A 19,397-nucleotide genomic window follows, 5' to 3' on the forward strand; every position below is an offset into this window, starting at 1 on the left:
TACGCCTGACGCGCGCGCGGCGCGGCCTCGGCGGGTCCGAGCCGCCTCCGCGAGACCGAGCCGCCCGCCGGCTCAGCCGAGCGACGCGTCGAGCTTGCGTCCGATCTCCTCGACGTCGAAGTAGTTCTCGACCTCGATGATCTCCGCCCAGGTCCGGCCGAGCGCCTCACGTACCCGGTCGGCGAGCTCCGTCGACGTGAGCACCACCTGCGCGTCGGCGGCCGCCTCGCGGACGCTCGCGAGGTCGCTCGCCGTCACGTCGGCCGTCAGGCCGAGCCGGTCGAGCGCGCGCTCGGCGTTGCCCTTGAGGATGGCCGAGCTGCCGACGCCGACACCGCAGACCGCGACGATCCTCATGACGGCGCCCCCGCGGCATCCGTCGCAGGTCGACCCTGGCCGTCTGCCACTCGCAGGACCGCGCGGACCTCCGCCGGGGTCTCGGCCGCGGCGATGCGGTCGATCGCGTCGCGCTCGTTGAACACGTTCGCGAGGTCGGCGACGCTCGCGACGTGCTCCTCGGCGTTCGAGACCGCCAGGCCCAGGACGACGCGGACGGGATCGTTGTGCGGATGGCCGAACGCGACGGGATCGGCGAGGGTCACGACCGCCAACCCGCTCCGGCGCACGTCCGGTCCGGGTCGGGCGTGCGCGAGCGCGAGACCCGGCGCGATCACGATGTACGCCCCGAACTCCTCCAGCACGTCGATCATGCGGTCGGCGTACCCCGGAAGCGTCGCTCCGGACCGGGCGAGCGCACGCCCGGCGGCGCGGACGGCGTCGCGCCAGTCGGCGACGTCGACGCGCAGCACGATCGCGTCGTCGGGAAGCGGAGGGAGACTCATCGATGTCCGTTCGGAGGTGGTTCTGGAGTTCGGCTGGAGCGGTGATCGCGTGGCCTGCGGATGCACGCCGCATGGTTCTGGACCAGCGCAGTGGACCGGGGCCGGGAGCCGGCGCCGGCGGGCGGGGTCAACCCTCGTCGAAGCCGTCCTGGATCTGCTCGACGAGGTCCTCGCGGTCGTCGAGCGGGAGGAAGGCCGCCGCAGCGGCGTTGAGCTGGAACACCTCGAAGTCGTCGAGGTCGTACCCGAACGCATCGGAGAGCAGGGCGAGCTCGCGGGTGAGCGACGTGCCCGACTGGAGGCGGTTGTCGGTGTTGACGGTGACGCGGAACCCGAGCTGGTAGAGCAGGTCGAACGGATGGTCGACGAGCTCGTCTCCCCACGCCGCGATGGCTCCGGTCTGCAGGTTCGAGGACGGGCTCGTCTCGAGTGCGATCTCGCGGTCGCGCACCCACTGCGCGATCGGGCCGAGCGAGACGTACGTGTTCTCGTCGTCCTGCCGCTCGATCGTGAGGTCCTCCGCGAGTCGCACGCCGTGGCCGAGGCGGAGCGCACGCCCGTCGAAGAGGGCGCTCCGGATCGACTCGAGGCCGTCGGCCTCCCCGGCGTGGACGGTGACGGGCATGAACCGGGTCGCGAGGAAGTCGAACGCGGTGCGGTGCCGGCTCGGCGGGAAGCCCGCCTCGGCACCCGCGATGTCGAAGCCGACGACCCCGCGATCGCGGTGACGCACGGCGAGCTCCGCGATCTCGAGTCCTCGGTCGGCGTGCCGCATCGCGGTGATGAGCTGGCCGACGCGGATGCGGGAGCCCTGGCGCCGCACGTCGTCGACGCCCTGCTCGAGGCCCGCCTGCACGGCCTCCACTGCCTCGTCGAGCGAGAGTCCCCGCGTGAGGTGCTGTTCCGGCGCCCAGCGGACCTCTCCGTAGATCACGCCGTCCTCGGCGAGGTCGTTGACGAACTCGCGCGCGACGCGCGCCAGGCCGTCGCGCGTCTGCATGACCGCGGTGGTCACGTCGAACGTCTTCAGGTACTCGACGAGCGAACCCGAGTCGGACTGGTCGGCGAACCATCGACCGAGATCATCGGCCTCGGTCGCGGGGAGCTCGAACCCGACCTCATCGGCGAGCTCGATGACGGTCTGCGGCCGCAGGCCGCCGTCGAGGTGATCGTGCAGCGAGATCTTCGGCAGCGACCGGATGTCGGTGCCGTCTCCCTCGATCCGGTATTCCGTCGCGTGCGTGTCCACCCCACCACGATAGCGGCGCGGGCCGTCGCCGACGCAGGGAAATCCCTGCGTGCGACGGTTGGTCACGCAACGGACGTGCGCGTCGACGTCGCTAGCGTCCGATTCGCTCGGCGATCAGCGGCCCGCCGTCCTGCACGGCCGCTCCCGCGTCGCCGATCTCCCACGCCCCCTCGACGGATTCGAGGGCGCGCGCGAAGCGAGCGGGCTGGTCGGCGTGCAGCGTGAACAGCGGCTGGCCGGCGCGGACCTCGTCGCCGGGCTTCGCGTGCAGGTCGATGCCGGCCGCGTGCTGCACCGGGTCCTCCTTGCGCGCGCGACCCGCGCCCAGGCGCCAGGCGGCGATGCCGAACGACAGCGCGTCCTGCCGGAGGAGGACGCCGTCGCGATCGGCCGTCACGACGTGCTGCTCCTTGGCGACGGGCATGGGGGCGTCGGGGTCGCCGCCCTGGGCGCGGATCGAGGCGCGCCACGTGTCCATCGCGCGGCCGTCGTCCAGCGCCCGCTCCACGTCGGCGTCCGCGACCCCGGCGAGCTCGAGCATCTCGCGCGCGAGCGCGATGGTGAGCTCGCGCACATCGGCCGGCCCGCCGCCGGCGAGCACCTCGACGGACTCGCGGACCTCGTTCGCGTTGCCGATCGTGAGCCCGAGCGGCACGTTCATGTTCGTCAGGAGCGCCGAGGTCGCGACCCCGGCGTCCTCGCCGAGTTCGACCATCGTGCGCGCCAGCTCGCGCGAGCGCTCGATGTCCTTCAGGAACGCGCCCGACCCGAACTTCACGTCCAGCACGAGCGCGCCCGTGCCCTCGGCGATCTTCTTCGACATGATCGACGACGCGATGAGCGGGATGGCCTCGACCGTGCCCGTGATGTCGCGCAGCGCGTAGAGCTTCTTGTCGGCCGGGGCGAGCCCGGCGCCGGCGGCGCAGATGACGCCGCCCACGTCGCGCAGCTGGGCGAACACCTCCTCGTTGGAGAGCTCGGCGCGCCAGCCGGGGAAGGACTCCAGCTTGTCGAGCGTGCCGCCGGTGTGCCCGAGGCCCCGCCCCGAGAGCTGCGGGACGGCCACGCCGAACGAGGCGACCAGCGGCATCAGCGGCAGCGTGATCTTGTCGCCGACGCCGCCCGTCGAGTGCTTGTCGGTCGTCGGCTTGCCGAGCGCCGAGAAGTCCAGGCGCTCGCCCGAGGCGAGCATCGCCATCGTCATGTCGCGGATCTCGCGGCGGCTCATCCCGTTGAGGAAGATCGCCATGGCCATCGCCGACATCTGCTCGTCGGCCACGTAGCCGCGCGTGTAGGCGTCGACGAGCCAGTCGATCTGATCGGTGGACAGTTCGCCTCGATCGCGCTTGGTGCGGATCAGGTCGACGGCGTCGAAGGCCTCGACGGCGTTCATGAGCTCTCCCCTCGGTACTCGGCGAGCTGTCGCGGACCGAACGCGTCGGGCAGCACCTCATCGATGGTCTTCAGCCCCGAGACGGTCTCGAGCACCATGCCCTCGGCCGAGTGCTCGTAGAGGAGCTGGCGGCAGCGGCCGCACGGCATCAGGACGTTGCCGTGCCCGTCCACGCAGGTGAAGGCGACGAGCTTGCCGCCGCCCGACATGACGAGCGCCGAGACGAGCGAGCACTCCGCGCAGAGGGTCACGCCGTACGACGCGTTCTCGACGTTGCATCCGCTCAGGACGCGGCCGTCGTCGGCGATGGCCGCGGCGCCCACGGGGAACTGGGAGTACGGGACGTACGCCTTCGCCATCGCCTCACGGGCGATCTCGCGAAGGTGGCCCCAGTCGGTCGACTGGTGGTCGGTCATCGGTGACGCTCCTCGGTCAGGACTTGATGTAGGGCTTGCCGGCGGAGGCGGGTCCGCGGACCTTGCCGACGAATCCGGCGACGGCGAGGATCGTGACCACGTAGGGGAGCATGAGCATGAACTCGCTCGGGACCGGCGATCCGATCACGGAGAGCGTGTTCTGCAGGTTGGATGCGAACCCGAACAGCAGCGCGGCGAGGGTGGCCTTGATCGGGTCCCACTGGCCGAAGATCACGGCGGCGAGGGCGATGAAGCCGGCGCCTGCGGTCATCTCCTTGTTGAACGCGCCGACCGCACCGAGGGTGAAGAACGCGCCGCCGAACCCGGCGATCGCGCCGGCGAGGGAGACGTTCCAGAACCGGGTCCGGGCCACGTTGATGCCGACCGTGTCCGCGGCCTGCGGGTGCTCGCCCACGGACCGGAGCCGCAGGCCCCAGCGGGTGTGGAACAGGCCGACGTAGACGAGGGCGATGATGACGTACATCGCGTACACGATGAGCGTCTGGCGGAAGAACATCGGCCCGATCAGCGGGATCTCGGACAGCAGCGGGATCGGGATGCGCTGCAGGCGGGGCGGGGAGTTCAGCAGGGCCGCGTTCGGGGCCAGGACCTGGGAGAACAGGAAGCTGGTCAGTCCGATCACGAGGACGTTGAGCACGACACCGACGATGACCTGGTCGACGAAGTACTTGATCGCGAACGCGGCGAGCACGAACGCGACGAGCACGCCCGACACGGCGGCCGCGGCCAGGCCGACGATCGGGCCGAGCCACTGCTGCCCGATGACGGAGGCGACCACGGCCGAGGTGAACGCGCCGGCCAGCAGCTGGCCCTCGATGGCGATGTTGATCACGCCGACCCGCTCGCTGATGACACCGCACAGGGCGCCGAAGATCAGCGGCACGGAGAGGCTGAGCGCGCCGGCGAGCAGGCCGGGCAGCGGGATCACCGGGGTGCGGGCGCCCGCGGCGGCCCAGGTGAGGAACGCGACCAGGCCGAGCACGGCGAAGATCACGATCAGCCACAGCGGGACGGACCGCTTGGCGCGGACCATCGCCGCGGACACGACGGTGATCGCGGTCAGCAGGATGATGCAGGTCCACGTCGTGACCGGGCCACTGATCGTGATCTCGGGGATCTGGATCAGGTCGCTGCCCGTGGACAGGCGGAACGTCGCGTCGCCGCCGTGCCGGGTGGTGAGGAAGAGCACGGCGAGCAGCACGGTGATCACGGCGAACGAGATCGGCGCCTTCCAGCTGATCACGGTCGTGCTGTCGAGGGTCCGCTCGGTCGGAGCGGCGGTGGCGTGGTGCTGGCTGGGAGCGGTCACTTCGCCGCCACCTCCTCCTTGCGCGTGGTGCGGGTTCGCTTCTTGGGCTTGGCGCCCGGCTGCGGGAGCCGGAAGATCGCCCGCACCAGCGGCGGGGCTGCGATGAACAGCACGATCAGGGACTGCACGACCAGGACGATGTCGATCGGGACGCCCTCGGCGGCCTGCATCGCGAAGCCGCCGGCCTTGAACGCGCCGAACAGGATGCCCGCGGCCAGGATGCCCCACGGGTTCGAACCGCCGAGCAGGGCGACCGTGATCGCGTCGAAGCCGATGCCCGCGTCGATGCCCGAGGAGAACCCGGTGGTCACGGTGCCGAGGACCTGGTCCACGCCGGCCAGGCCGACCAGGCCGCCGGCGATCAGCATGCCGTACACGTACATGCGGTTGACGTTGATTCCCGCGACGCGGGCGGCCTTCGGGTTCAGTCCGACCGCGCGGAACTGGAAGCCCAGGCTCGAGCGGTCCAGGATCCACCACACCAGCACCACGCAGCCGAGGGACAGCAGGAAACCGAGATGCAGGTTGAACCCGGACCCGAGGATGTCGGGGAAGATCGCGGTGTCCTTCATCGGCGGCGTCTTCGGGTTGTTCGATCCCGGCGCCTGCAGCAGCCCGGGAGTGCGCAGCATCCACGAGACCAGGTACAGGGCGACGTAGTTGAGCATGATCGTCACGATCACCTCGTGCGCACCGGTGCGGGCCTTCAGCAGGCCCGCGATGCCGGCCCACAGGGACCCGGCGATGATGCCCGCGATCACGGCGACGATCATGTGCAGCGGGAACGGCAGGTCGAACGAGAACGCGACCCAGCCGGCGGCGGATGCCGCGAGCAGCATCTGCCCGCGACCACCGATGTTGAACATGCCGACCTTGAACGCCAGGCCCACGCCGAGACCGGCGGCGATCAGCGGGGTCGCGAAGTTCAGCGTCTCGGTCAGCGGCCGGATCCCGGACGCGAAGTCCGGACGGCGGAAGTTGTACACCGCACCCTGGAACAGCGCCGAGTACGCACCCGCGACGGAGTCCCAGATCGCGGCGAACGTGTCGCCCGGGCGGGCGAAGAAGTACCCGGATGCCGCCTGCACGCGCTCGTCGGTGAACGCGATCATGACCGCACCCACGACGAGGGCCAGCAGCACCGCGAGCACCGAGATGATCGCATTGCCGGTCGCGATCTGACGCAGCGCCTGCTGCCAGCGCGACGGCTCCTCGGGCTCGGGCTCGGGCTCGATCACGGGCTCGTCAGGTGGGACCTGCGAGCCGGTCTCGAGCGCGACGTCGGGGTCGTTGCGGTCGCTCATGCCGCGGCTCCTTCGGGGGTGGGGGCGTCACCGGACGGCGCCGGACGCTCGCCGGCCATCATCAGGCCGAGGACTTCGCGGGGCGTGTCGCCGGGCACGATGCCCACGACCCTGCCCCGGTACATCACCATGATCCGGTCGGCGAGGGCGGTGACCTCGTCGAGCTCGGTCGAGACCACCACGACGGGCACGCCCGCGTCACGTGTCTCGATGATGCGCTTGTGGATGAACTCGATCGAACCCACGTCCACGCCGCGCGTCGGCTGGGCGGCGACGAGCAGGTTCAGGTCGCGGCTCAGCTCGCGGGCGAGCACCACCTTCTGCTGGTTGCCGCCCGAGAGACGACCCGCCTTGGTCTCGATGCCGGGCGTGCGGACGTCGAACTCCGCGACCTTGTCCTTCGCGAACTCCGCGAGGAAGCCGCGCTGCACGTTCCCGGCCTTCACGAACGGCGCCCCGTCCGAGCGGTCGAGCATGAGGTTCTCCGCGACGGTGAACTCGCCGACCAGGCCGTCCTCCGTGCGGTCCTCGGGCACGAACCCGACTCCCGCGTCCAGGATCTTCCGCACGGAGTGCCTGGTGAGCTCCTGCCCGTCGAGCCGGATCTCCCCCTGCACGCGCGGCTGGAGGCCCACGAGCGCCTCGGTCAGCTCGGTCTGCCCGTTGCCCTGCACGCCCGCGACGGCGAGCACCTCGCCCTTGCGGACGGAGAAGCTCACGTCGTTGACGACGAGCTGGCCGATCGGATCGATCACGCTCAGGTGCGACACCTGCAGGGCCTCATCGCCCAGGGTCGGCTCGTCCTTCTGCACGGTCAGCTCGACCGCGCGGCCCACCATCAGCGACGCCAGCTCGGCGTTCGTCGCGGTCGGCTCCGCCTCGCCCACGACCTTGCCCAGGCGCACGACCGTGATCTTGTCCGCGACCTCGCGGACCTCCCGCAGCTTGTGCGTGATGAACACGATCGACGCGCCGGATTCCTTCAGCTGGCGCATGATCGCCATCAGCTCGTCGGTCTCCTGCGGCGTCAGCACCGCGGTCGGCTCGTCGAACACCAGCACCCGCGCGTCGCGCGAGAGCGCCTTGATGATCTCCACCCGCTGCTGCACGCCCACCGGAAGGTCGTCGACCAACGCGTCCGGGTCGACGTCGAACCCGAACCGGTCGCTGATCTCCCGCACCCGCTCGCGCGCCGCGGCCAGGTCGATGAGCCCGCCCCGATGGGTCTGCTCGTGACCCAGCATCACGTTCTCCGCGACCGTGAACACCGGGATCAGCATGAAGTGCTGGTGCACCATGCCGATGCCCGCGCGCATCGCGTCACCGGGCCCCTCGAAATGCTGCAGCTGGTCATCGAGGAGGATCTCGCCCTCATCGGCCCGGTACAGGCCGTACAGGACGTTCATCAGCGTCGACTTGCCCGCCCCGTTCTCACCCAGGAGGCAGTGGATCTCCCCCGCCTCGACAGTGAGGTCGATGTGGTCGTTCGCCACCAGGGAACCGAACTTCTTCGTGATTCCTCGGAGTTCGAGTTTCATGCCACCGATCCTAATGATCGCGCCGGGTTTCGCAGCGGTCGTGCGCCGAAGTGCGCCGATGAGCGTCCCGAACTGCTCAGATGTTGGCGGGCGTGCTCAGCAGCGCCCGATGAATATGACGAAGGGAGGCCGGTGCAGCACCGGCCTCCCTCCGCGAACGGCTCGGCTCAGCCGGCCAGGTAGGACTCGACGGTGATGTCGCCGTCGATGATCATCTGCTGGAGCTCGTCGAGCTTCGAGGACAGGTCGGCCGGAACCGCGTCCTCGAAGTCGTGGAACGGCGCGAGGCCGACGCCCTCGTTCTCGAGCGTGCCGACGAACGGGGACGGGTCGAACTCGCCATTGCCGGCGGCGAGGATCGCGTCCTCGACACCCACGTCGATCCCCTTGCGGATCGAGGTCAGCAGCAGGTCGCCGACCGACGGGTCGGTCTCGTACACGTCGGCGTCGACACCGAGCAGCATGATGTCACGGCCGGAGTCGCGGATGGCCGCAGCGCCCGACTGGTAGATCGGTCCGCCGACCGGGAGCAGCACGTCGATGTTCTGGTCGATGAGGCCCTGCGCGACCTGGCGAGCGGTGTCGTTCGCCTCGAAGCCGCCGGTGAACGAGCCGTCCTGCGCCTCGCGGTCCCAGCCGAGCACCTGGACGTCGGCGCCGTTCTCCTCGTTGTAGTACTCCACGCCCTGCGCGAAGCCGTCCATGAAGATCGACACGGTCGGGATGTTGATGCCGCCGTACGTGCCGACAGCGCCCGTCTCGCTCATGCCGGCCGAGAGGTAGCCGGCGAGGAACGCCGCCTGCGCGGTGTCGAAGATGATGGGCTTGATGTTCTCGGCGTCGGTCGTGCCGTCGAAGTCGGTGTCGACGGTGTCGTCGATCGAGACGTACTCGAGGTCGGGGTTCGCGGTCGCCGACTCGAGCGCCGCCGGAGCGAGCAGGAAGCCGACCGTCACGATGGTGTTGCAGCCCTGGTCGACGAGGCTCTGCAGGTTGGACGCGTAGTCGGTCTCGGCGGCCGACTCGACGAGCGTCGGCTCGACGCCGAGTTCCTCGGATGCGGCCTCGAGGCCCTCGCGGCCCAGCTGGTTGAACGACTTGTCATCGAAGCCACCGGCGTCGGAGACCATGCAGGGCAGGTAGTCGAGCGCCTCGCCGCCGTCGCCGTCGGTCTCCTCGGGAGCCGACGCGCAACCTGCGAGGAGCGCGACCGCACCGATGGTCGCGAGGCCGCCGACTGCCGCCTTCTTGAACGTGAACGTCACAGTGTCCTCCAAAAGACAGTGCACCCCGAACGATCGCGGGGACCGTGAGGTCACGTTACCCAATGTTTCGATCCGCGCCATCGGCCCCTCGACCCGCAGCGGTCAAAGGTTATGAACCCGCGACCTTCTGCTCATATGAGCAGCCCCGAGGCTCCCCCGAGCAGGGGACACTCAAGGCGCCGAGGGCGACTCCACGACGAGCTCGCCCGCGATGATCGCCTGTCGCAGACCCTCGATCTCGCCCTGCAGCCCCGGCGCCACGAGCGATTCCAGGTCGTGGTACGGCGCGATCTCGACGCCACCGTTCTCCAGTGTTCCGACGTAGGGGTCGCTCGTGAAGCTGCCGTCCTGGACCGCGCCGACGATCTCGACCATCGCCTGCTGCGTGTTCTTCAGGACGCTCGTCAGCAGGACGGGTCGGAACTCGGCGGGCAGCGTCTCGTACCCGTCGCTGTCGACCCAGATCACCGACGTCGAGCCGTGCTCGATCGCCGCCGCCGCGGCGCCCTCCCCCACCTGGCCCGCGACCGGCAGGATCACGTCGGCACCCTGGTCGATGAACCCCTCGGCGAGCACCTTGCCCTTGTTGATGTCCTCGAAGTCGCCCGTGAAGGAGCCGTCCTGCTCCTCCTTGTTCCAGCCGAGCACGCGGACGTCGCCGCCGTGCACCTCGTTGTACTTCGCGACACCGTCCACGAAGCCGTCCATGAAGAGGGTGACCGGGGGCTGGTTCCCGCCTCCGAAGGTGGCGACCACTCCCGTCCGCGACACGCCTGCCGCGAGGTAGCCCGCGAGGAAGGACGCCTGCGCGGTGTCGAACACGACCGGCTTGACGTTCGCCGCATCCACCGTCTCGTCGACGATCGCGAACGAGACCTCGGGGTTCGCCTCCGACTCGGCGAGCGTGGCCTCCGCCAGCTCCCACCCGACCGTCACCACGAGCGCGCATCCGGAGTCGACCGCCTGGCGGACGTTCGGCGCGAGGTCGGTCTCGCTCGTCGACACGAGCGCCTCCGCCTCCACGCCGAGCTCGTCCTCCGCCAGTTGCAGGCCCTCCCAGCTCGACTGGTTGAACGAACGGTCCTCGAGCCCGCCCGAGTTCGTGACCATGCGCACGCACCCGTCCGCGACGGCATCGCCGGCGCCCTCCGGCGCGGGCGCGCAGCCGGTGACGGCAGCGGATGCCGCGACGAGCGCGGCTCCGAACGTGACGATCCGTCGCAGCGACATCCGTCCGACCACCTTCCCGTGCCTAGAGCACGTCGTTCGATCCGCCGAGGCGCAGTGCGTCCACGACGGCCTTGACCCGTTGCGCATGCTCGCTCGTCGTCACGAGCAGCGCGTCGGGCGTGTCCACGACCACGATGTCCTTGACGCCGATGAGGCTGATCACGCGGTCCGACCGGCTCACGACGATGCCGCTGGACGCGTCGGAGAGGACCCTGGCGTGCTCGCCGAGGATCGCGAGCTCGCCCGACCGCCCCGCCGTGTTCAGCTTGGCGAGCGAGGCGAAGTCGCCGACGTCGTCCCACTGGAAGTGCGCGCGCACGACCGCGAGGCGGCCGCGGGCGGCGGCCGGTTCGGCGATCGAGTAGTCGATCGCGATCTTCTTCAGCGTCGGCCAGATGCGGTCGACCGCCGGCCCCCGGGCCTCGGGGTCGTCCCACACCTCGGCCAGCTCGACCACGCCGGCGTGGAGCTCGGGCTCGGTGCGCGCCAGCTCCTCGAGGAGCAGATCGGCCCGGGCGATGAACATGCCGGCGTTCCAGAGGTGGCGTCCGCCCTCGAGGTACTCGCGCGCGGTCTCGAGGTCGGGCTTCTCCACGAAGCTCGACACGGCCGTGACCGTGTCGGTGCCAGGGATGTCGAGGGGCTCGCCGCACTCGATGTAGCCGAACCCGACGGCCGGCTCGGTGGGCGTGATGCCGATCGTCGCGATGTACCCTGCGTCGGCGGCCGCGACGGCCGCCGCCACCGCATCGCGGAAGAGCGCGGACCCCGAGATGACGTGGTCGGCCGCGAACGAGCCGATGATCACGCCGGGCTCGCGACGCTCGAGGATCGCGGCGGCCAGGCCGATCGCCGCGGTCGAGTCGCGCGGCTCGCTCTCCAGCACGATGTTCGCGTCGGCGAGCTCGGGCAGCTGGGCCTCGACCGCCGCCCGATGCGCGCGACCCGTGACGATCATGATGCGCTGCTCGCCCGAGAGCGGCGCGAGCCGGACCCAGGTGTCGCGGAGCAGCGTCTGGCCCGACCCGGTCAGGTCGTGCAGGAACTTCGGCGCGTCGGCGCGCGAGAGCGGCCAGAGCCGGGATCCCACGCCGCCGGCGGGGATGACGCTGTAGAAGCGGTCGAGCGGAGCCTGTCGCATCCGATCAGGATAGCCGTGGGCCGCCCCGGACAACGGCGGGCGCCTCCCTCGCCACGACGGCGAACCGGACCACCCCCGCGAGCGCACTAGACTCGGACCCGGGCCATCGGTCCCGTCATGCCCGCAGTCGGGCGACGCACACCGTCAGGAGGGACGTCCATGTCAGCAACGACGACACGGACCCCGATCGCACCCGAGGAGCCGGCGAAGCAGAAGCCGGGCGGCACGCTCTATCGCGGCCGCGAGGGAATGTGGTCGTGGGTGCTGCACCGGATCACCGGGGTGGCGATCTTCTTCTTCCTCCTCGTGCACATCCTCGACACCGCGCTCGTGCGCGTGAGCCCCGAGGCCTACAACGCGGTCATCGGCACCTACCAGACCCCGATCATGGGCCTCGGCGAAGTGGCCCTCGTCGGTGCGATCGTGTTCCACGCGTTCAACGGCCTGCGCGTCATCCTCGTCGACTTCTGGTCATGGGCGACCCGCAACCAGAAGGTCCTCTTCTACATCGTGATCGCGCTCTGGGTGGTCACGATGCTCGGGTTCGTGCCTCGGCACCTCATGAACGTCTTCAGCCACTAGGAGCGCCGTGATGACCGTCATCGAATCCCCGCGCACCCCCGCTCGCCGGGCGCCGCGACGCGGCGTCAACCTCGAGAAGTGGGGCTGGATCTACATGCGCGCGTCGGGCGTCGTGCTCGTCGTGCTGATCTTCGGACACCTCTTCGTCAACCTCATGGTCGGCGAGGGCGTCAAGGCCATCGACTTCGGCTTCGTGGGCGGCAAGTGGGCCGACCCGTTCTGGCAGTGGTGGGACGTCCTGATGCTGTGGCTCGCGCTGATCCACGGCGCGAACGGCATGCGGACCATCGTGAACGACTACACGAACCCCGGCACCGTGCAGCGGATCCTGAAGGGCGCGCTGCTCCTGTCCACCGTCGTGCTGATCGTCCTCGGCACGCTCGTGGTCTTCACCTTCGACCCGTGCCCCGCAGGCTCGCCCGCCGAGCTGCTGCCCTCGTTCTGCCCCGCCGCATAGGAGACACGTGACCAGCGAGAACCACGTCGAGACGACGGTCGTCGACGGCGTCCACTACCACCAGTACGACATCGTGATCGTCGGCGCCGGCGGCGCCGGCATGCGGGCCGCCATCGAGGCCGGGCCCGGCGCGAAGACCGCGGTGATCTCCAAGCTCTACCCGACGCGCTCCCACACGGGCGCGGCGCAGGGCGGCATGGCCGCCGCCCTCGCCAACGTCGAGGAGGACAGCTGGGAGTGGCACACCTTCGACACGATCAAGGGCGGCGACTACCTGGTCGACCAGGACGCCGCCGAGATCCTCGCGAAGGAGGCCATCGACGCGGTCATCGACCTCGAGAACATGGGCCTGCCCTTCAACCGCACGCCCGACGGCAAGATCGACCAGCGACGCTTCGGCGGCCACACGCGCGACCACGGCAAGGCACCGGTCCGGCGCGCGTGCTACGCCGCCGACCGCACGGGCCACATGATCCTGCAGACGCTGTTCCAGAACTGCGTGAAGCTCGGCATCGAGTTCTACAACGAGTACTACGCGCTCGACCTCGTCATGACCGACGTCGACGGCGTCCGGAAGCCGTCGGGGGTCGTCGCCTACGAGCTCGCCACCGGCGAGCTCCACGTGTTCCAGGCCAAGGCCGTGATCTTCGCGACCGGCGGCTTCGGGAAGATCTACAAGACGACCTCGAACGCGCACACGCTGACCGGCGACGGCGTCGGGATCATCTGGCGCAAGGGCCTGCCGCTGGAGGACATGGAGTTCTTCCAGTTCCACCCGACCGGTCTCGCCGGCCTCGGCATCCTCCTCACCGAGGGCGCACGAGGCGAGGGCGCCATCCTCCGCAACGCCTCGGGCGAGCGCTTCATGGAGCGCTATGCGCCCACCATCAAGGACCTCGCACCGCGCGACATCGTCGCCCGCTGCATGGTGCAGGAGGTCGCGGAGGGTCGCGGCGCCGGCCCCGAGAAGGACTACGTGCTGCTCGACTGCACGCACCTCGGCGCCGAGGTCCTCGAGACCAAGCTCCCCGACATCACCGAGTTCGCGCGCACCTACCTGGGCGTCGACCCGGTGTACGAGCCGGTCCCGGTCATGCCGACGGCGCACTACGCGATGGGCGGCATCCCGACCAACGTCAAGGCCGAGGTGCTGAGCGACAACACGACGGTCGTCCCGGGCCTCTACGCCGCAGGCGAGTGCGCGTGCGTGTCGGTGCACGGCTCCAACCGCCTCGGCACGAACTCGCTCCTCGACATCAACGTGTTCGGCAAGCGGGCGGGCCGCAACGCGGTCGAGTACGTCAACTCCGGCGTCGACTTCACGCCCCTCCCCGAGGACCCGGCCGGCGACATCCGCCGCCTCCTCGAGATGCTGCGCGACTCGAACGGCACCGAGCGGATCGCCGCCATCCGCAAGGAGCTGCAGGACGAGATGGACAAGGGCGCCCAGGTGTTCCGGACGAGCGAGTCGCTCGACCACGTCGCCGAGGTGATCGCGGGCCTGCGCGACCGCTACCGCGACATCGCCGTGCAGGACAAGGGCAAGCGCTTCAACACCGACCTGCTGGAGGCCGTCGAGCTCGGGTTCCTCCTCGACCTCGCCGAGGTCGTCGTGGCATCCGCGCGCAATCGCGAGGAGAGCCGCGGCGGTCACATGCGCGACGACTTCCCGAACCGCGACGACGAGAAGTTCATGCAGCACACGATGGCCTACCTGTCGGGTGACGCGCACTCGTCGGTCGCCTCCGATCACATCCGGCTCGACTGGAAGCCGGTGACGATCACCCGATACCAGCCGATGGAGAGGAAGTACTGACGTGACGACCGCCACGCTCGAGAACACGTCGACGGGCTCGGCGGACGCCGCGACGCCGTCCTTCACCGTCACGTTCCTGATCCGCCGCTTCGACCCCGAGGTCGACTCGGAGCCGCGCTGGCAGGACTTCGACGTCGAGATGTACCCGACCGACCGGGTGCTCGACGCCCTGCACAAGATCAAGTGGGAGCAGGACGGCTCCCTGACCTTCCGCCGCTCCTGCGCGCACGGCATCTGCGGCTCCGATGCGATGCGCATCAACGGTCGCAACCGCCTGGCCTGCAAGACGCTGATCAAGGACCTCGACATCTCGAAGCCCATCTACGTCGAGGCGATCAAGGGCCTTCCCCTCGAGAAGGACCTCGTCGTCGACATGGAGCCGTTCTTCGCGAGCTTCCGCGAGGTGCAGCCCTTCCTGCAGGCGACCTCGGCGCCGGTCGCCGGCAAGGAGCGCGTGCAGTCGGTCGCCGAGCGCGCCCGCTTCGACGACACGACGAAGTGCATCCTCTGCGCCGCGTGCACCTCGTCGTGCCCCGTGTTCTGGACCGACGGCCAGTACTTCGGCCCGGCCGCGATCGTGAACGCGCACCGCTTCATCTTCGACTCGCGCGACGAGGAGGCGAAGGTGCGCCTCGACATCCTGAACGACAAGGAGGGCGTCTGGCGCTGCCGCACGACCTTCAACTGCACCGACGCGTGCCCGCGCGGCATCGAGGTGACCAAGGCGATCGCCGAGGTCAAGCAGGCCATCCTCCGCGGAACGCCCTGACGGATTCCCGCGGAGCGGAGGGGCCGGTGCGCGTGGCACCGGCCCCTCCGCCGTCTCCGCGGCCGGCTCCGTCGACCTCAGGAGCGGGCGCGGGGTGATCCGGCTCGCGGCATCCGCTCGCTAGGGTGAGTCCGTGAGCGATCGCGGACGGGGACGCGACGGCGGTTCCGCGCCATCCGACGGCGTCGTGCCTCCCGGCGCGGCCGCCGGCAACGGAGTACCCGCCGGACGGCAGCCCACGACCCTGCGCGTCCGCGACCGGATCGAAGCGGCGAGCGCGCCGATCCTGGAGCGCTTCGACGAGCCGATCTCCCGCGCCGAGCAGTTCACCCAGTGGGCGATGGCGCTCTTCCCGGTGCGCGTCTGGCGCCACTTCCTCGCCCGGAACGGCTTCCTGCTCACGGCGGGGATGAGCTACCAGTCGCTGTTCGCGGTCTTCGCGGCCATCTACGTCGTGTTCGCCGTCGCGGGGATCTGGCTGCTGGGAGACGAGGAGACGCTGAACGCGCTCCTGCTCCTCATCAACACCTACGCGCCCGGCCTCGTCGGCCCGAACGGCGTGATCAGCACCGAGGACCTGCAGGCGGCCGCGACTGCGAGCACCAGCCTGTTCGGCTGGACCGGCGCCGTCGCCCTGGGCGGCCTGATCTGGACCGCCATCGGGTGGGTCACCTACGCGCGCATGGCCGTTCGGAGCATCTTCCTCCTCCCGAAGGACGATCGCGCGTACCTCTACCTCAAGGCGCGCGACTTCGCCGCGGCGTTCATGTTCGGCGTCGCCATCCTCATCGCCGCGGTCCTCTCGATCGTCGCCACGGGATTCCTCGACTGGCTGTTCGGACTGCTCGGCATCGACCTCACGACCGAGTCGGCCGTCGTGCGGCTCGGCCTGCAGTTCGGGGCGATCGTCGTCGTGTTCGTCATCGACACGCTCGCGCTCGCCGTGATGTTCCGATTCCTCTCGGGTGCGGAGATGCCGTGGCGACGCATGTGGACCGGTTCACTGCTCGGTTCCGCCGCGCTCAGCGTGCTCCAGATGCTCGGCGGATGGGTCCTGTCGTGGGCCGGGAGCAACCCGCTCCTCGCGACGTTCACCGTCATCGTCGCCCTCCTGCTCTGGTTCCGGATCGCGAGCATCATCATCCTCGTGGCGGCGGCGTGGATCGCGGTCGAGGCCGCGGACCGCAACGAGTCGCTGCGGCGGGTGTCCGCCGAGCAGCTCGAGGCCGAGCGCCGCCAGCGCGAGTACCAGGCGCTCCTCACGGCCGCGAGGATCCGCGTGCGGGAGGCACGGACGGCCGCCGACACGGCGCGCTGGTACGAGCGCGTGCCCACGAGCCGGCGGCTCGCGCGGGCTCGGCGGGATCTCGACCAGCTCGAGGCATCCGCCCCGCCGCCCCCGCCCACGAAGCCGCACCCGTGGCGGAACGGGAACGGCCGTGGGGGTGGGCTCGCCTAGGATCGTAGGCATGCCCTCCGCCTCCCCGCTCCGGATCGTCAGCGCCAACGTGAACGGGGTCCGGGCGGCGTTCCGACGCGGCATGGGCGACTGGCTCGCCGCAGGCGACGTCGACATCCTCGCGATGCAGGAGGTGCGGGCGTCCACCGACGACCTGTCGGCGCTCCTCGGCGACGAATGGAGCATCCTGCACGACCCGGCCACCGCGAAGGGTCGCGCGGGCGTCGCGATCGCGAGCCGCGCCGGCGCGCACATCCACCGCGTGGAACTCGGCGCGGAGGACCACGACACGGCGGGTCGCTGGCTCGAGGCCGACTACGAGGTCGGCGGCCGCATCGTGACCGTCGTCAGCTGCTACGTGCCCTCCGGCGAGGCCGAGACGCCGAAGCAGGTCGACAAGTACCGCTTCCTCGACGCCATGAGCGAGCGGATGTCGGAGCTCGCCACGCACGAACTCGCCGTGGTCGTCGGCGACCTGAACGTCGGCCACCGCACCCTCGACATCAAGAACTGGAAGGGCAACGTCAAGCGCGCCGGCTTCCTCCCCGAGGAGCGCGCCTACTTCGACCGCTTCATGGGCGCCGAGGGTGAAGAGGGCTACAACGCCGGCGCCGGGCTCGGCTGGGTCGACCTCGGGCGACGCTCCGCAGGCGAGGTCCCCGGCCCCTACACGTGGTGGTCGTGGCGCGGCAAGGCGTTCGACAACGACAGCGGATGGCGCATCGACTACCAGCTCGCGACGCCGGCGCTGGCCGACGCGATGGTGTCCTACGCGGTCGACCGCGCCGACGCGTACGACGAGCGATGGTCCGACCACGCGCCCGTCGTCGTCGACTACGCCATCTGAGACCGAAGGACCCCCACACCACGATGAACACCGCACGCCCCGTCGTCTTCTCCGGCATGCAGCCGTCGGGCGACTCCCTGCACCTCGGCAACTACCTGGGCGCCCTGGTCAACTGGGTCGCCCTGCAGGAGGACCACGACCCGATCTACTGCGTCGTCGACCTCCACGCGATCACCGTGACGCAGGACCCGGCGACGCTCCGCGAGGCGACCCGCCGCACGGCGGCGCAGTACCTCGCCGCGGGCGTGGATCCCGCAGGTTCCACCCTGTTCGTGCAGTCGCACGTGCCCGCGCATGCCGAGCTGGCCTGGGTGCTCGGCACGCTCACGGGCTTCGGCGAGGCGAGCCGGATGACCCAGTTCAAGGACAAGTCGGCGCGGTACGGGGCGGAGTCGACGACGGTCGGACTGTTCACCTACCCGGTGCTGATGGCCGCCGACATCCTGCTCTACGGCACCCACCTCGTGCCCGTCGGCGACGACCAGCGCCAGCACCTCGAGCTGACGCGCGACCTCGCGGGGCGGTTCAACTCGCGCTACGGCGACACGTTCGTCGTGCCCGAGGCGATGATCCCGAAGGAGTCCGCCCGCATCTACGACCTCCAGGAGCCCACCTCCAAGATGTCGAAGTCGGCGGCGAGCCCGAACGGGCTGATCAACCTGATGGACGACCCGAAGGTCATCGCCAAGCGGATCCGGAGCGCCGTGACCGACACCGAGCGGGAGATCCGCTACGACCCCCGGGCCAAGCCCGGCATCGCGAACCTGCTCGACATCTACGCGACGGTGACGGGCCGTTCGATCCCCGAGCTCGAGGCCGAATACGACGGCAAGGGCTACGGCGACCTCAAGAAGGACCTCGCCGAGGTCGTCGTCGAGCGGGTCGCGCCGATCCGGGAGCGCACGCTCGAGCTCATGGAGGATCCGGCCGAGCTCGACCGGCTGCTGGCGATCGGCGCCGACAAGGCGTCGGAGCGCGCGGAGCGGACGCTCGCGACCGTGTACGACCGGGTCGGGTTCCTGCGCCGGGCGTGACGGGCGTGGAGCGCTCCGACACGGCCGCCCCGGCGAACGACGACGAATCGGCCGGCGCCGGGCGCCCGGTCGTGCTGTTCGACCTCGACGACACGCTCATGGCGCACCGCGAGGCGGTCGCGTCGGGCATCGTCCTGCACCTGCGGGACCGCGGCTACGCCGCCGACGAGGCCGCGGCGCAGTCGCTGTGGCACGAGCTCGAGGAACGGCACTACCACGCCTACCTCGCCGGCGAGCTGACGTTCGAGGAGCAGCGGCGGGCACGTGCCGCCGAATTCGCCCGTGCGCACGGCGACCCGATCGACGACGAGTCGGCCGGCGCCTGGTTCGCGACGTACTTCGAGCGCTACCGCGAGTCGTGGGCGCTGCACGACGACGTCATGACCTCGCTCGACGCGCTCGAGTCGGCACTGCCGGGGGTGCGGTTCGGCATCATCACGAACGGCGAGCACGACTTCCAGCTCGCGAAGCTCGTGCGACTCGGCCTCGAGGTCGGTCATCCGGGTCGGATCGAGCACCTCGTGGCATCCGGCGCGGAGGGCGTGACCAAGCCGGATCGCCGCATCTTCCAGGTCGCGGTCGCGCGGTTCGCCGCGGGCGGCGCGGTCTCGGGCGCCGCGTACGTCGGCGACCGACTGCGGACCGATGCGATCGGCGCGGCCGAGGCCGGGCTGGTCGGGGTATGGCTCAACCGCTCGGGTGGGCGACCGGCCGAGCCCGAGGCG

At 70.2% G+C, this 19,397-nt stretch carries 19 protein-coding genes; 8 read left to right on the forward strand and 11 right to left on the reverse strand.

Annotation, left to right across the window (positions count from 1 at the left end; all coding sequences use genetic code 11):
* Positions 1 to 72: 72 nt before the first annotated feature.
* The 11 genes from ESO86_RS02355 to ESO86_RS02405 form a co-directional block, all read right to left on the reverse strand.
* The gene (locus tag ESO86_RS02355) at positions 73 to 357 is read right to left on the reverse strand and encodes a PTS sugar transporter subunit IIB (protein ID WP_129233295.1); all 285 of its coding nucleotides are present in this window, start codon (positions 355 to 357) and stop codon (positions 73 to 75) included.
* Positions 354 to 842 carry a PTS sugar transporter subunit IIA gene (locus tag ESO86_RS02360; RefSeq protein ID WP_129233296.1) on the reverse strand — a complete coding sequence of 163 codons (489 nt, stop codon included), beginning with the start codon at positions 840 to 842 and terminating at the stop codon, positions 354 to 356. The genes ESO86_RS02355 and ESO86_RS02360 overlap by 4 nt, the downstream gene beginning before the upstream one ends.
* 127 nt (positions 843 to 969) lie before the next feature.
* Entirely contained in the window at positions 970 to 2,091 is a 1,122-nt protein-coding gene (locus ESO86_RS02365; RefSeq protein ID WP_129233297.1) for an adenosine deaminase, read from the reverse strand.
* 91 nt (positions 2,092 to 2,182) lie between these two features.
* Positions 2,183 to 3,484, reverse strand: coding sequence for a thymidine phosphorylase (locus ESO86_RS02370; protein ID WP_129233298.1), 1,302 nt, complete (start codon positions 3,482 to 3,484; stop codon positions 2,183 to 2,185).
* Positions 3,481 to 3,900 (reverse strand): cytidine deaminase, encoded by a 420-nt coding sequence (locus ESO86_RS02375; RefSeq protein ID WP_129233299.1) that lies wholly within the window; start codon positions 3,898 to 3,900, stop codon positions 3,481 to 3,483. The genes ESO86_RS02370 and ESO86_RS02375 overlap by 4 nt, the downstream gene beginning before the upstream one ends.
* Positions 3,901 to 3,916: 16 nt before the next feature.
* Positions 3,917 to 5,230 carry an ABC transporter permease gene (locus tag ESO86_RS02380; protein WP_129233300.1) on the reverse strand — a complete coding sequence of 438 codons (1,314 nt, stop codon included), beginning with the start codon at positions 5,228 to 5,230 and terminating at the stop codon, positions 3,917 to 3,919.
* Complete coding sequence (locus ESO86_RS02385) at positions 5,227 to 6,534, reverse strand: ABC transporter permease (protein WP_129233301.1); 1,308 nt, start codon at positions 6,532 to 6,534, stop codon at positions 5,227 to 5,229. The genes ESO86_RS02380 and ESO86_RS02385 overlap by 4 nt, the downstream gene beginning before the upstream one ends.
* Complete coding sequence (locus ESO86_RS02390) at positions 6,531 to 8,072, reverse strand: ABC transporter ATP-binding protein (RefSeq protein ID WP_129233302.1); 1,542 nt, start codon at positions 8,070 to 8,072, stop codon at positions 6,531 to 6,533. Before ESO86_RS02390 ends, ESO86_RS02385 begins: the two co-directional genes overlap by 4 nt.
* Positions 8,073 to 8,239: 167 nt before the next feature.
* On the reverse strand, positions 8,240 to 9,337 hold the full coding sequence (locus ESO86_RS02395; RefSeq protein WP_242492166.1) for a BMP family lipoprotein: 1,098 nt from the start codon (positions 9,335 to 9,337) through the stop codon (positions 8,240 to 8,242).
* 171 nt (positions 9,338 to 9,508) lie between these two features.
* Positions 9,509 to 10,567, reverse strand: coding sequence for a BMP family lipoprotein (locus tag ESO86_RS02400; RefSeq protein ID WP_129233304.1), 1,059 nt, complete (start codon positions 10,565 to 10,567; stop codon positions 9,509 to 9,511).
* Between the two features lie 22 nt (positions 10,568 to 10,589).
* Positions 10,590 to 11,708, reverse strand: coding sequence for a mannose-1-phosphate guanylyltransferase (locus ESO86_RS02405; RefSeq protein WP_129233305.1), 1,119 nt, complete (start codon positions 11,706 to 11,708; stop codon positions 10,590 to 10,592).
* 159 nt (positions 11,709 to 11,867) lie between these two features.
* Between ESO86_RS02405 and sdhC the strand changes: the two genes are divergently transcribed.
* The 8 genes from sdhC to ESO86_RS02445 all read left to right on the forward strand — a co-directional run.
* The gene (gene sdhC / locus ESO86_RS02410; RefSeq protein ID WP_129233306.1) at positions 11,868 to 12,290 is read left to right on the forward strand and encodes a succinate dehydrogenase, cytochrome b556 subunit; all 423 of its coding nucleotides are present in this window, start codon (positions 11,868 to 11,870) and stop codon (positions 12,288 to 12,290) included.
* Positions 12,291 to 12,300: 10 nt separating this feature from the next.
* Entirely contained in the window at positions 12,301 to 12,747 is a 447-nt protein-coding gene (locus ESO86_RS02415) for a succinate dehydrogenase hydrophobic membrane anchor subunit (protein ID WP_129233307.1), read from the forward strand.
* Positions 12,748 to 12,754: 7 nt separating this feature from the next.
* A complete protein-coding gene (sdhA, locus tag ESO86_RS02420) occupies positions 12,755 to 14,563 on the forward strand; it encodes a succinate dehydrogenase flavoprotein subunit (protein ID WP_129233308.1) in 1,809 nt (602 codons plus the stop codon).
* A 1-nt stretch (position 14,564) separates the two neighbouring features.
* Positions 14,565 to 15,332 carry a succinate dehydrogenase iron-sulfur subunit gene (locus ESO86_RS02425; protein ID WP_129233309.1) on the forward strand — a complete coding sequence of 256 codons (768 nt, stop codon included), beginning with the start codon at positions 14,565 to 14,567 and terminating at the stop codon, positions 15,330 to 15,332.
* A gap of 133 nt (positions 15,333 to 15,465) precedes the next feature.
* A complete protein-coding gene (locus ESO86_RS02430) occupies positions 15,466 to 16,791 on the forward strand; it encodes a YihY/virulence factor BrkB family protein (RefSeq protein WP_129233310.1) in 1,326 nt (441 codons plus the stop codon).
* 10 nt (positions 16,792 to 16,801) lie between these two features.
* Positions 16,802 to 17,638, forward strand: a complete 837-nt coding sequence (locus ESO86_RS02435; RefSeq protein ID WP_129233311.1) for an exodeoxyribonuclease III — start codon at positions 16,802 to 16,804, stop codon at positions 17,636 to 17,638.
* A 23-nt stretch (positions 17,639 to 17,661) separates the two neighbouring features.
* Entirely contained in the window at positions 17,662 to 18,672 is a 1,011-nt protein-coding gene (gene trpS, locus ESO86_RS02440; RefSeq protein WP_129233312.1) for a tryptophan--tRNA ligase, read from the forward strand.
* Positions 18,673 to 18,677: 5 nt separating this feature from the next.
* Positions 18,678 to 19,397, forward strand: a 720-nt coding sequence (locus ESO86_RS02445) for an HAD family hydrolase (protein ID WP_242492167.1), incomplete at its 3' end; no start/stop codon positions are given.

The organism is Agromyces binzhouensis, from assembly GCF_004135055.1.
Classification (GTDB): domain Bacteria; phylum Actinomycetota; class Actinomycetes; order Actinomycetales; family Microbacteriaceae; genus Agromyces; species Agromyces binzhouensis.

Bases quoted from the DNA above. Each gene is read 5' to 3' on its own strand.
- ESO86_RS02415 (WP_129233307.1), top strand. From the start codon at position 12,301: ATGACCGTCATCGAATCCCCGCGCACCCCCGCTCGCCGGGCGCCGCGA.
- trpS (WP_129233312.1), top strand. From the start codon at position 17,662: ATGAACACCGCACGCCCCGTCGTCTTCTCCGGCATGCAGCCGTCGGGC.
- ESO86_RS02400 (WP_129233304.1), bottom strand. From the start codon at position 10,567: ATGTCGCTGCGACGGATCGTCACGTTCGGAGCCGCGCTCGTCGCGGCA.
- ESO86_RS02370 (WP_129233298.1), bottom strand. From the start codon at position 3,484: ATGAACGCCGTCGAGGCCTTCGACGCCGTCGACCTGATCCGCACCAAG.
- ESO86_RS02355 (WP_129233295.1), bottom strand. From the start codon at position 357: ATGAGGATCGTCGCGGTCTGCGGTGTCGGCGTCGGCAGCTCGGCCATC.
- ESO86_RS02405 (WP_129233305.1), bottom strand. From the start codon at position 11,708: ATGCGACAGGCTCCGCTCGACCGCTTCTACAGCGTCATCCCCGCCGGC.
- ESO86_RS02375 (WP_129233299.1), bottom strand. From the start codon at position 3,900: ATGACCGACCACCAGTCGACCGACTGGGGCCACCTTCGCGAGATCGCC.
- ESO86_RS02360 (WP_129233296.1), bottom strand. From the start codon at position 842: ATGAGTCTCCCTCCGCTTCCCGACGACGCGATCGTGCTGCGCGTCGAC.
- ESO86_RS02435 (WP_129233311.1), top strand. From the start codon at position 16,802: ATGCCCTCCGCCTCCCCGCTCCGGATCGTCAGCGCCAACGTGAACGGG.
- ESO86_RS02385 (WP_129233301.1), bottom strand. From the start codon at position 6,534: ATGAGCGACCGCAACGACCCCGACGTCGCGCTCGAGACCGGCTCGCAG.
- ESO86_RS02390 (WP_129233302.1), bottom strand. From the start codon at position 8,072: ATGAAACTCGAACTCCGAGGAATCACGAAGAAGTTCGGTTCCCTGGTG.
- sdhC (WP_129233306.1), top strand. From the start codon at position 11,868: ATGTCAGCAACGACGACACGGACCCCGATCGCACCCGAGGAGCCGGCG.